Source organism: uncultured Williamsia sp. (genome assembly GCF_947494875.1).
Classification (GTDB): Bacteria; Actinomycetota; Actinomycetes; order Mycobacteriales; family Mycobacteriaceae; genus Williamsia_A.
On sequence record NZ_CANLWM010000006.1, the window covers coordinates 202,580 to 214,117 of the forward strand.

Consider the following 11,538-nt stretch of genomic DNA (forward strand, 5'->3'; position numbering starts at 1 on the left):
GGACGCCCCGCTCAAGCGTGGACGGAGCCGGGCAGGCCGGCGATCACCGGGATGACCGCGTGCACCACAGCGTGGCGGCGGTCCTCGACGGTCACCGTGAACGAGTCCCCGTCGACGAGGGGTGCCGCCGGCACGTACACGAAGTTGCCGCTCTCGGACACGGTGACCGTTCCCCGCGACGGCGCCGCCGCGAGCGTGAACCGACAGGGGTTCGCGTCGTCGGCGACGATCGTCCCGTAGAGCGGACCCCCGACGGCGGTGATACCCGCGGCCGTCGTGACATAGCCGCGGCCGTCGGGTCCGGCGAGGACATGTCGGGCGAACTCGCCGGTGACGGCGGCCGAGGTCACCGCGCCGGTCTCGGTGTCGACGATGCGCACGCAGTCGTCGAAGGCGGCGGCGACGAGGACCCACCGACCGTCGGGCGTGACCGCGACACCGGTGTGGAACGTCTCCAGCGGGGTGGTCGCGACGACGGCCATGGACGAGAGATCGACCGTCATCAACGAGCGGGTGCCGTCTTCGACGAAGTGCGCGCGAGTCCCGTCGGGGGAGACGACGACGTCGAACACGAAGCCGTCGGCGCGGAACGTGCCGTTCCTCCGCGGGTCGTGCAGCGGCGAGCGCACCACGTGCAGGAGGGCGTCGGTGGCCGACTCGTCGAGCACGAGCGCCGTGCGGGAGTCGGCGGTGAGGACGAGCGCGCGGGGCCGTCCGCACCCGCTGATGCGGGCCAGGATCGCGTGGTCGGTCACGTCGACGGTGACGAGGTCACCGGTGTCGGTGGCGACGACCACCGCGCGGCCGTCGACGGCGGCGATCGCACGGGGACTCGGCAGGCCGATGGCGTCGACGACCTCGAGGGCGGCGACGTCGACGACCTCGACGAGATTCAGTTCGGGCAGTGTCACGTAGAGACGCCCGGTGGAGCGGTCGAGGGCGAGGTCGGAGGGTCGACCGATGAGGGCGACGGTGCCGACGACGGTCATGGTCTCGGTGTCGATCGCGACGACGCTCGCGGCGGTGGCGCTGACCGTGTAGAGGCGGGTGCCGTCGGCCGACAGGGTCAGACCGCACGGGTGCTCGTCGACCGCGACGTCCGTCGACCCCATCGAGTTCGCCGTGTAGGCGACCGGCCAGGGATGGCCGGCCGCGGCGACGACCGGCGCGATCGCGACGGCGGTCTGCCGACCACGGTCGTCGGCGACGGCGGACCGGAAGGTGTCGGTGACGGGCACCCGGGCGGACGCACGGAGCCGTTCGGCGGTGCGGGGAAGGTACGAGAAGGTGCCGTCGGCGGAGACGGTGACCGTGCCGCGATGGGGCGGCGAGGTGACCGTCAACGTGTCGTGTGCCTCCGGGGCGGTCGTGATGCGCCCGTGCACACCACCGTCGCCCGGCGCACGACGTGCCGTCGGCACGGGCGCGCGGTGGCGGCGCAGGCCACCCCAGCGGGGGCGGATCGGCGCCACGACCACACGAGACGGTGCCACCACAGACGCGCTGACCAGGGCATATGTTGTCGGTTTGGTGCGTGAGGGGACCAGGTCACCGACAGTGACCACCTCGTCGTGCATGGGGCTCGCCTTCCGACTCGAACACGTCAGGTGAGCGAACCGCGTCGTTCATCTGTCAGGTCTCATCCTGACACAGAATTCACTCAGATTCCGCACAGGATTCAGAATCGGTGAGAAGTCCTATGTCGTTGTGGGGGAGAACATTTCGCCGACGTAAAAAGTTCAGTAGGTAACCAACTCCGAGTTTGCTGTAGTGGACCTCTGGACAGGTCTCTTAGGCTCGTCCGGTGCCCGCCGTCATCGCGACGCTGAACCTCAAAGGCGGGGTCGGGAAGACCACCGTGACCGCCGGCCTCGGTGAGTTCCTCGCGGGCGAGTTCGGACGGCGGGTGCTGCTCGTCGACCTCGACAGCCAGATGAACCTGACCGCGGTGATGATCGGGCCGGATCGGTGGATGGGGCTCAACAGCCGCGGCGCGACGCTCGCGGCGCTGTTCGCCGACGCCGTCGACGGGACCAGCACATTCCGCCTGGCCGACGCGCTGCAGCGTGACGTGTCGACGGTGTCCGGTGTCACCGGCGTCGACCTGATGCCGTCGTCGCTCGACCTCATCGAGCTGGCCGAGGAGCTCAGTGCGCTGCGGGTGCGCCGCGACGACACCCTGGCCGCCGTCGGGATCCTGGGCGACGCGCTCGCGCCCGTCCTCGGCGACTACGACATCGTGCTGCTCGACTGCCCGCCGTCGATGGGTCCGATGACGCTGAACGGCCTGGCGATGTCGCACGGTTACCTGGTGCCGACGATCCCCGATGTGTTGTCCACATACGGGATCGGACAGGTGCAGACCCAGATCGCGCGGTTCGCCGCGGAGCTCGGGCGCCCGATCGTCGAACTGGGGGTGGTGGTGAGCAAGTACCGTGCGAACGCCTCGGTGCACCGCGAGACGGTGATGCGCCTACGCCGGGATCCGACCATCGCCCACGTTCTGCCGGGCTACCTCGGCGAGTCCAACGCCATCGCCGCTGCGGCCCGCTTCGATGTCTGGCCCTCGTTACGGGCGCGGTACGGCGCGCGCGGCCAGTTCGAGCAGTTCCGCGAACTCGCCCGGACGGTCCTCGTCGAGATCGACGCCAAGCTCAGCGGGGTATCGCGGCGACGGTGACCACTCGCGCGTGCGCGATCGCGCGAAACGCGCCGCGATCTGCGCGGCGAGAAGTATCTTCACGATCACGAGCCGGTACGTCAGCATCATGCGAGAAGGAATCGGGAAGCGCGACACGGGTGACGGCGTGGAGGCCACGGCGCCGCGACACCACGACGACTGACTCGCGTCAGTCACATCGTCTGTCCGGCAACCGATTCGCCGTCCTCATGATCGGGGCCCGTCGGTTGGCCGGGGAAAGGTCGCCATGACCGCCACCAGCCCGTCCGCCCAGTCCGGCGCAGCGCGCCTGTCCCGGATCACCAACAACCCCGTCGTCGGCTTCGCGCCGTGGATCGCGTTCTGGATCATCGCCTCCGGGCCGAGCACCTGGCTGCACGGCGCGATCGCGGCACTCGTCATCGCGCTGATCCTGCTCATCCCCGACGTCGCGCGACGCTCGCCGAAGATCCTCGACATGGGCACCATCGCGTTCTTCGTCGCCCTCGTGATCGCCGGGATCGCCCTGAACGCCCGCGACGGCGACTGGCTCGACCGGTACTCCAACCCCATCTCCACCGGTGTCCTCGCGGTCATCGCGCTCGGCTCGTTGGCGTTCGTGCCGTTCACCGAGCAGTACGCCCGCCAGGACACCCCGCGCGAGGTGTGGAACACGCCGGTCTTCAAGAAGATCAACCGTGTGCTCACCCTCATGTGGGGCGTCGTCTTCGTCATCAGCGCGATCTGCGGGCTCATCGCCATCTGGGCGCCGTCGACCAACGACTGGACGCAATGGGTCATCCCCATCGTGCTGCTCGTCGGGGCCATCAAGTTCACCGGCAGCTACCCCGACAGGGTCACGGCGAACCTGCCCGACCGCACCGTCGCATGACGGCACCCGCGGGGGTTCCGCCGCGTCCCGCGCCGGTGGACCTCGCCCGGCACGTCCACCTGCGCGGGGTCTTCGAACCCCAGCGCACCGAGATCGACGTCGCGGGACTGGCGGTGGCGGGGGAGATCCCTCGCGGGCTGCGCGGCACCTACCTGCGCAACGGGCCCAACCCCCGGTTCGACCCGATCGGCAGCTACCTCTATCCGCTCGACGGGGACGCGATGGTGCATCGCATCGAGCTCGCCGACGGGTCCGCGCGCTACACCAACCGATTCGTCCGGACCCCGATGGTGGTGGCCGAGGAGGCGGCGGGCCACGCGATCTGGTCGGGCATCACCGACGGGTACACGCCGTCGGCGGCTGAGGTGGGGGCCGACCTCGCCGGCACGATGCGACACCTCCCGGACATCAACATCGTTCGGCACGGTGGGCGTCTGCTCGCGATGGCCGAGGGGGACCAGCCCTACCGACTCGACCCGGGCGATCTCGCCACCCTCGGGCGTGACCCGTGCGACGGCGCGATGGCCGTCGGCAGCACCGCCCACCCGAAGATCGATCCGGCCACCGGCGAGATGGTGCTGTTCACCTACGCGCTGGAGGCGCCGTTCCTCACGTGGTCGACCGTCGCGCCCGACGGACGCGCCACCCGCGAGCCCACTCCGATCGATGGTCTCGCCGAGCCGTTGATGATCCACGACATGGCGCTGACCAGCCGATACATCGTGCTGTTCGCGTGCCCGCTGGTCTTCGACATCGCCGCCGTGATGACCGGCGGGTCGCTGCTGGACTGGCGGCCCGAGTCCGGCACCCGCATCGCACTCGTCCCGCGGGACGGTGGCCCGGTGCGATGGCTGAGCGACGAGGCGTTCTGGGTGTGGCACGTCGCCAATGCCTACGACGAACCCTCGGGTGAGGTCGTGGTCGACTACGTCGAGTGGCGGTATCCCGGCGGCCTCGCCGCGGTGTCCACACCCAACGCCGGCCGCCTCGTCCGTGCGCGTCTCGATCCCGCGGGCCGCGTCGACCGGACCGTCGTCGCGGACCGGTCGATGGAGTTCCCGCGTGTGGACGACAGGTCGCTCACGACGGAGCACCGTCACGTGGCGACCGTCGGCCTGGGGCGCGGGCCCGATCCGACGGACACGCTGCTGTTCCACGATCTGCACACCGGTACGGAGACCGAGTGGGACCCAGGGCTGTCGATGGGGGAACCGGTGTACATCCCGCACGACGACGGCGACCTCTGGGGTGTGATCGCCACCGACCCAACGGATCTGACGTCGGCGTTCCATCTTGTCGCCGTGGCCGACCCGGGAGGAGGGCCGATCGCCAGCATCGCACTGCCGCAACGGGTCCCGGCCGGACTGCACGGCGCGTGGCTGCCCGATGTCGGGATGGACGCCGCGCGAGGGTGATACGCGATCGTGGCGATTTCGTCACGCGGAAACCCCCGAGACCGTGACGTCGCCGTGCGACGATCGTCCGATGACGTCGGACATGAGGAGCGCAGAGTGGGTGTGACGGTGGCCATCACAGGACCCACCGGCGAGATCGGGATCTCCGCCGTGACAGCGCTCGAGGCCGACGACCGGGTGGAGCGGATCATCGGGATGGCCCGCCGCCCGTTCGACCCCTCCGAGCACGGGTGGACGAAGACCGAGTACCGACAGGGCGACATCCTCGACCGCGAGGCCGTCGACGGGCTGGTGCGCGACGCCGACGTCGTGGTGCACCTCGCGTTCATCGTCCTGGGTTCGCGCGACGAGGCCGCGCGGGTGAATCTCGCCGGCACCACGACCGTCTTCGAGGCGACGATCGCCGCCGAGCGACCGACCCGCATCGTCTACACGTCGTCGGTCGCGGCGTACGGCTACCACGACGAGAACCCGCTACCGCTCACCGAGGAGACCCCCATCCGCGGGTCGGACGAGCACTACTACTCGGCGCAGAAGGCCGAGTGTGAACTGGCGATCGCGGATCTCGTCGAGGGCACCGACCTCGAGGTCTACACCCTGCGGCCGTGCATCGTCGCCGGTCCGAAGTCGCCGGCACTGGCCGAGTCCATGCCGTGGAACATGCTCCCCGGACCGGCAAAATTGCTGCTCAACGCCGTCCCGGGGCTGAAGATGCCGTTCCCCGACCACGGCGTGCCGGTGCAACTGGTCCACCACGACGACGTCGCCGAGGCGATCGCGATCTGCGCGGTCGCCGAGGCGCCGCCGGGCGCCTACAACATCGCCGGTGACGGCACGGTCAGCCTCGGTGAGATCGTCGAGACGCTCGGCGGGCAACCGGTGCCGTTCCCCGCCATCGGGGTGAAGGCCGCCGCCGAGGTGGTAAAGCGGATGCCGTTCCTGCCGTCGTTCGCCGAATGGATCCACATCGGCCGGACGTCGGTCGTCATGGACACCGCCCGTGCCCGCGACGAGTTGGGGTGGACGCCGAAGCACTCCGCGCGGGAGACACTCGACGAACTGGCGGCGTCCCGCGTCTGACCCCGGTCAGGGGGTCAGACGGAAGATCGGGAACCGACGCCCCTCGGCGGTCTTCTCGTACTCCTTGAAGCCCGACGACGCCGTGGTGAATCGATCCCAGGTCTGCGCCCACTCGTCGTCGCCGATCTCGGTCACCGCTACCGACACCGTCTCCACACCCCCGTCGCCCGGCTTCTCCACGTCGATCCGCGGGTGGGCGCGCAGGTTGTGCACCCACGCGGGGTCCTTGGGAGACCCGGCCGCCGACCCGACCACCAGCCACGCGTCGCCGTCGGGCAGGGCGAACAGCGGCACCTCCCGGACCTTCCCGGACTTCGCGCCGACGGTGTGCAGTATCAGCAGGTTGTCGCCGAAGCCCGCCGTCTCCACGTGGCCGTCGTTGCTGCGGAACTCGTCGATGATGGTGGCGTTGAAATCGCTCATGGGCTGATCTTGCTCCTGACGACGGGGTCGAGGTGGCCGTTCGCGCCGGTGTCGCGTCACGTTCCCCGCCCGATCTCGTTCATCCGGATGCTCGCGGATCGCGCCGGATGGTGGTGACCCGCTCGGGATGAGCCCGACGGAACCGTCCGTCAGACTGTCCGTCATGCCGCAGAGCCCCGCCGCCCCGTCGAGCCCCGCCACGCCGCCGCCCGTCGTCGAACCCGCGGTCACCGACATGTTCCGGTGGCGTCGGGTCGGCGCCGACGACCTCGCCGACGGTGGTGTGGTCGCCCCCGGGGACCGCCTCAGCTGGCCCCGCACCGTCGGGATCGGTCTGCAGCACATCGTCGCGATGTTCGGGGCGACGTTCCTCGTGCCCGTCCTCACCGGATTCCCGCCGGCGACGACGCTGCTGTTCTCGGGCATCGGCACGATCCTGTTCCTGCTCGTCACCCGGAACCGGCTGCCGAGCTACCTCGGGTCGAGTTTCGCGATCATCGCGCCCGTCACCGCCGCGTCGGCGTCGCACGGGCAGAGCTCGGCCCTCGGCGGACTCGTCGCCGTGGGCGTGTTGCTCGTGGTGATCGGGCTGATCGTGCAGCTCGCGGGGACGGGCTGGATCGAGGCGCTGATGCCGCCGATCGTCACCGGCACCATCGTCGCGATCATCGGCCTCAACCTGGCGCCCACCGCGAAGACCAACTTCACGAAGGACGCGGTCACCGCCACGATCGTGCTCGTGCTGCTGGTCGCGGTGCTGATCTTCTTCCGCGGACTCTTCGGCCGCCTCGCGATCGTCGTGAGCGTCATCGTCGGCTACCTCATCGCGCTCGCCCGCGGGAAGGTCGAGACCGGCGGCATCGGTGACGCGTCGTGGGTGGGCCTGCCGGACTTCACCGCGCCGTCGTTCCACCTCTCGGTGCTGCCGCTGTTCATCCCGGTGGTGCTCGTGCTCGTCGTCGAGAACATCGGGCACGTCCGGTCCATCACGACGATGACCGGCGTCGACCACGACAAGCAGATCGGACGGGCACTCGCCGCGGACGGCCTGGCCACCGTCATCGCCGGGTCCGGTGGCGGTTCGGCCACCACCACCTACGCCGAGAACATCGGGGTGATGGCCGCCACGCGGGTCTACTCGACGGCCGCCTACTGGGTCGCGGGCGTGGGCGCCGTGCTGCTGGGGCTCTCACCCAAGGTCGGCGCGGTGATCGCGTCGATCCCCGCGGGCGTGCTCGGCGGCGTCACCACCGCGCTCTACGGTCTCGTCGCGGTGCTCGGCGTGAACATCTGGGTGTCGGCCCGCGTCGACTTCACCCGGCCGATCAACCAGTTCACCGCGGCCATCCCGTTGGTCATCGGCATCGCCGACTTCGCCTGGACGATCGGCGACCTCGCGTTCGGCGGCATCGCCCTGGGCGCGGTCGCCGCGCTGGTGATCTACCACGCGATGCGCGTCATCGGGGGGTGGCGGGGGACCGTCGTCGAGTCGCCGCGTGAGAACGTGAGTTCGTGATCCACTTCTTCGACGTCGACACCGGTGGGAGCGAGCCGCGCTACCGCGGCACCCAGAACTCGCTCAGCGGATGGGGTCCCGACCAGGTGGCCGGCCCCGCGGTGGTGGGATTGTTCGCCCAGGTCCTCGACGACGAGCGCGCTGTCGAGGGCTTCACGCCCGGTCGCCTGACCATCGAACTCCTCCGCCCGTTCCGCACCGCGCCGACCACGATGCACACCGAAGTGATCCGGACAGGTCGGCGGATCGTCGTCTGTCGCGCCGACGCCGTCCAGGGCGACCATCTCGTCGCGACCGCCACATGGGTCCAGTACCGCCGTACCGAGAACGCGCCCGGCGAGCGGTGGCGACCCGATCTGACCGTCCCCACGCCTCCGGCGCTCGCGACCCCACCCGCGGTCGTCCCGGGGTCGGAGGACGCGACCACCTGGTACCACTCCGATTCCGCAGGCTGGACCACCGGGGTCGTCGATCACGCGAACGCGGACCGGTTCACCGCGTGGTGGAACCCGCCGCAGGTCACCGTCGGCCGCGACCCCGGCCCGTACGCGCGGGCGATGATGGTCGGCGAGTGGACCAGTCTGGTGACCAACGTCGGCACCACCTGGGTCGGCTACATCAACGGGGATCTCACCATCGCCCTCACCCGCCTCCCGGTCGGTGACTGGGTCGGGATCCAGGCGATGTCCCACACCGACCACGACGGGATCGCCGTCGGCACGTCGACGCTCGCCGATCTGAGCGGCGTCATCGGCTCGGGGATGGTCACCGCGATCGCGAACAAGCACCCCGACTCGACCTAGGACGCGTCCTTGCGACGGGCGAGGACGGTCATGAACACCAACGCGACGATCGCGATGAGCATCAGCATCGTCGACGCCGTGTACGCGCCGTATTCGTTGCCCTGCTGGTGGCGCCCGTACACCAGCAGCGTCAACGACTGCGAGACGCCCGGCTGGTTCGACGACACCATGATGACCGCGCCGAACTCGCCGAGACTGCGTGCGACGGTGAGGATCACGCCGTACCCCAGCCCCCAGCGGATGGCGGGCAGCGTGATCCGCAGGAACGTCTGCCACGCCGACGCGCCGAGTGTCGCCGCGGCCTCCTCCTGCTCGACGCCGATCTCCCGCAGGACCGGTTCCACCTCGCGGACGACGAACGGCAGCGTCACGAAGACGGTGGCGAGGACCATGCCGGGAACGGCGAAGATGATCTGGATCCCCCAGTCGGCGAGGAAGCCGAACCAGCCGTCGACACCCCACACCAGGATCAGCGAGACGCCGACGATCACCGGCGAGATCGCGAACGGCAGGTCGACGATCGCCTGCACGATGGCGCGGCCGCGCCAGCGTCCGCGCGCCAACGCGAGGGCGATCACCACGCCGAAGACGACGTTGAGCGGCACCACGATCGCCACGATGAGCAGTGACAGGTTGATCGCCGAGATCGCCGCCGGCGACGACATCGAGTCGATGAAGGCGCCCACGCCGGGCGAGAACGTCCGGTAGAGGATCAATCCGAGCGGCACCAGCAGCAGGATCGTGAGGTAGACGAGCGTGAACGCCCGGTTCGCGTAGCGGGCGGTCCTACCGTGCTGCACGGGTCGGGGTCTCCTTCCGGGAGAGCCGGTCCGCGGTCACGCGCAGCACCAGCAGGACGAGGAACGAGATCGCCAGCAGCACGACGGACACCGCGGCCGCGGCCTGCGGGCTGTCCTGCTCGATCAGTGCGCGAATGTACTGCGACGAGACCTCTGTCTGCTTGGGGATGCCACCGCCGATGAGCACGACGGACCCGAACTCGCCGATCGCGCGGGAGAAGGCCAGCCCCGCGCCCGACAGCAACGCCGGTGCCAGAGCAGGGAACACGACGCGCCGCAGCGTCGTCGCCGTCCGTGCGCCGAGGGTGGCGGCCGCCTGCTCCGCCTCCCGGTCGAGTTCGAGGATGACCGGCTGCACCGTCCGCACCACGAACGGCAGGGTGACGAACAGCAGCGCGATGCCCAGTCCGATCTTCGTCTGCTGGACGTGGATCCCGACCGGACTGTCGGGGCCGTACAGCGACAACAGCACGATGCTCGCGACGATCGTCGGCAGGGCGAACGGGAGATCGATGAGGGCGTCGACGATCCGCTTGCCGGGGAACGAGTCCCGCGTGAGCACCCACGCGATCTGTACGCCGACGACGGAGTTGATGATCGTCACCACGACCGATGTGCCGACGGTGACCTCGAACGCGGCGACCGCGGCGTCGGAGGAGACGGCGTCGACGAACGCCGACCACCCGCCGTCGACCGACCGGGCGACGATGGCGGCGATCGGGATGAGCACGATGAGGCTGAGCCAGAGCGTGCCCGCACCGATGCCGAGCGCGGTGCCCACGCCGGCGCGCCGCCCACGCCCCGGCGGGGGCGTGGGCGGCGCGACGAGCGAGGCGGGGACCGCCACTATCCGGTCGCCTTGGCGTACACCTGGGTCAGCAGACCGTTCTGCTTGTCGAAGAGTTCCTTGTCGACCGTCTTCCACCCGCCCAGGTCGCTGATCGTGTAGACGGTGCCGAGGCTCGGGAACTGGCCGGCGGTCTCGCTCGCCACCTGCGGGTCGACCGGTCGGAAACCGGCCTGCGCCCAGAGCTTCTGCCCGTCGGACGAGGTGATGTAGTCGACGAAGGCCTTCGCCTGCGTCTCGTGGCTGCCCTTCACCACCGCGACGGGGTTCTCGATCTTGAAGGTCGTCGGGGGATCGATGAAGTCGATGTCCTTGCCCTGGCGCTGCAGGTTGATGGCCTCGTTCTCGTAGGAGATGAGGACGTCGGCGGAGCCCTGCAGGAAGAGATCGGAGGCGTCACGACCCGAGCCGGGGCGGGCCTTGACGTGGTCGGTGACGAGCTTGCTGACGAAGTCGATGCCCGCCTGCTTGTTCTTGCCGCCGTCACTCGCCGCGGCGTAGGGCGCCAACAGGTTCCACTTCGCCGACCCCGACGAGCGCGGGTCCGGGCTGATGACCGTGATGCCTGGGCGCAGCAGGTCGTCCCAGGTGCGGATGTTCTTGGGGTTGCCCTTGCGCACGACGAGGGACACCACCGAGCCGAATCCGACGCCCTTGTACTGGCCGGTGTTCCACGACGCGTCGACCTTGCCGGCCGTCACGAGTCGGGTCACGTCGGGTTCGACGGAGAACGCGACGACGTCGGCGGCGAGACCCTGGACCACCTTGCGCGACTGGTCGCCGGAGGCACCGTAGCTCTGGTTGAAGCCGACACCCTTGCCGGCGGCGGTCGCTTGGAAGCCGGGGATCACCTTCTCGAACCCGGGTTGTGGGACCGCGTAGCCGACCAGCGAGAGCGTCGTGGTCGTCGCGGCCTGACTGCCGCCGCCGTCCGCGCTGTCGCTGGTGCCGCCACCGCATGCGGTGAGTCCCACGGTCGCGGCCAGGGCGACCACCATCGGGGCGAGAATCCGTGATCGCGTCACACGAGCACCTTTCGTTGCCGGGTCCGATGAAGGATCCGTCGGAGGAGGGGGACGTCGGGGTGCCGACGCGGGCGACCC

At 69.8% G+C, this 11,538-nt stretch carries 11 protein-coding genes; 6 read left to right on the top strand and 5 right to left on the bottom strand.

What is annotated here, in order from left to right:
• Positions 1–11: 11 nt before the first annotated feature.
• Positions 12–1,472: an Ig-like domain-containing protein gene (locus Q1A98_RS15285; RefSeq protein ID WP_299575093.1), complete on the bottom strand. Its 1,461-nt coding sequence runs from the start codon at positions 1,470–1,472 to the stop codon at positions 12–14.
• A gap of 332 nt (positions 1,473–1,804) precedes the next feature.
• Here Q1A98_RS15285 and Q1A98_RS15290 point away from each other — a divergent pair, with 332 nt between their 5' ends.
• From Q1A98_RS15290 to Q1A98_RS15305, 4 genes are all read left to right on the top strand, one after another.
• On the top strand, positions 1,805–2,680 hold the full coding sequence (locus Q1A98_RS15290; protein WP_299575094.1) for a ParA family protein: 876 nt from the start codon (positions 1,805–1,807) through the stop codon (positions 2,678–2,680).
• Between the two features lie 247 nt (positions 2,681–2,927).
• Positions 2,928–3,551 carry a hypothetical protein gene (locus Q1A98_RS15295; RefSeq protein WP_299575096.1) on the top strand — a complete coding sequence of 208 codons (624 nt, stop codon included), beginning with the start codon at positions 2,928–2,930 and terminating at the stop codon, positions 3,549–3,551.
• Positions 3,548–4,966, top strand: coding sequence for a carotenoid oxygenase family protein (locus Q1A98_RS15300; RefSeq protein ID WP_299575097.1), 1,419 nt, complete (start codon positions 3,548–3,550; stop codon positions 4,964–4,966). Before Q1A98_RS15295 ends, Q1A98_RS15300 begins: the two co-directional genes overlap by 4 nt.
• A gap of 96 nt (positions 4,967–5,062) precedes the next feature.
• Positions 5,063–6,046, top strand: a complete 984-nt coding sequence (locus tag Q1A98_RS15305) for an NAD-dependent epimerase/dehydratase family protein (RefSeq protein ID WP_299575098.1) — start codon at positions 5,063–5,065, stop codon at positions 6,044–6,046.
• A 6-nt stretch (positions 6,047–6,052) separates the two neighbouring features.
• On the opposite strand, the gene Q1A98_RS15310 is transcribed toward Q1A98_RS15305, so the two are convergent.
• On the bottom strand, positions 6,053–6,469 hold the full coding sequence (locus Q1A98_RS15310; RefSeq protein ID WP_299575100.1) for a nitroreductase/quinone reductase family protein: 417 nt from the start codon (positions 6,467–6,469) through the stop codon (positions 6,053–6,055).
• A gap of 235 nt (positions 6,470–6,704) precedes the next feature.
• Between Q1A98_RS15310 and Q1A98_RS15315 the strand changes: the two genes are divergently transcribed.
• Positions 6,705–7,985: a solute carrier family 23 protein gene (locus tag Q1A98_RS15315; RefSeq protein WP_299575380.1), complete on the top strand. Its 1,281-nt coding sequence runs from the start codon at positions 6,705–6,707 to the stop codon at positions 7,983–7,985.
• A complete protein-coding gene (locus Q1A98_RS15320) occupies positions 7,982–8,788 on the top strand; it encodes an acyl-CoA thioesterase domain-containing protein (protein ID WP_299575102.1) in 807 nt (268 codons plus the stop codon). The genes Q1A98_RS15315 and Q1A98_RS15320 overlap by 4 nt, the downstream gene beginning before the upstream one ends.
• Here Q1A98_RS15320 and Q1A98_RS15325 read toward each other — a convergent pair.
• From Q1A98_RS15325 to Q1A98_RS15335, 3 genes are all read right to left on the bottom strand, one after another.
• Complete coding sequence (locus tag Q1A98_RS15325) at positions 8,785–9,588, bottom strand: sulfate ABC transporter permease subunit (protein WP_299575104.1); 804 nt, start codon at positions 9,586–9,588, stop codon at positions 8,785–8,787. The two genes, Q1A98_RS15320 and Q1A98_RS15325, sit on opposite strands and share 4 nt — an antisense overlap.
• Positions 9,575–10,369 carry a sulfate ABC transporter permease subunit CysT gene (gene cysT / locus Q1A98_RS15330; RefSeq protein ID WP_299575382.1) on the bottom strand — a complete coding sequence of 265 codons (795 nt, stop codon included), beginning with the start codon at positions 10,367–10,369 and terminating at the stop codon, positions 9,575–9,577. The genes Q1A98_RS15325 and cysT overlap by 14 nt, the downstream gene beginning before the upstream one ends.
• 65 nt (positions 10,370–10,434) lie before the next feature.
• Positions 10,435–11,433: a sulfate ABC transporter substrate-binding protein gene (locus tag Q1A98_RS15335; RefSeq protein ID WP_299575384.1), complete on the bottom strand. Its 999-nt coding sequence runs from the start codon at positions 11,431–11,433 to the stop codon at positions 10,435–10,437.
• Positions 11,434–11,538 lie beyond the last annotated feature (105 nt).

Bases quoted from the DNA above. Each gene is read 5' to 3' on its own strand.
- Q1A98_RS15295 (WP_299575096.1), top strand. From the start codon at position 2,928: ATGACCGCCACCAGCCCGTCCGCCCAGTCCGGCGCAGCGCGCCTGTCC.
- Q1A98_RS15335 (WP_299575384.1), bottom strand. From the start codon at position 11,433: ATGGTGGTCGCCCTGGCCGCGACCGTGGGACTCACCGCATGCGGTGGC.
- Q1A98_RS15315 (WP_299575380.1), top strand. From the start codon at position 6,705: ATGTTCCGGTGGCGTCGGGTCGGCGCCGACGACCTCGCCGACGGTGGT.
- Q1A98_RS15300 (WP_299575097.1), top strand. From the start codon at position 3,548: ATGACGGCACCCGCGGGGGTTCCGCCGCGTCCCGCGCCGGTGGACCTC.
- Q1A98_RS15310 (WP_299575100.1), bottom strand. From the start codon at position 6,469: ATGAGCGATTTCAACGCCACCATCATCGACGAGTTCCGCAGCAACGAC.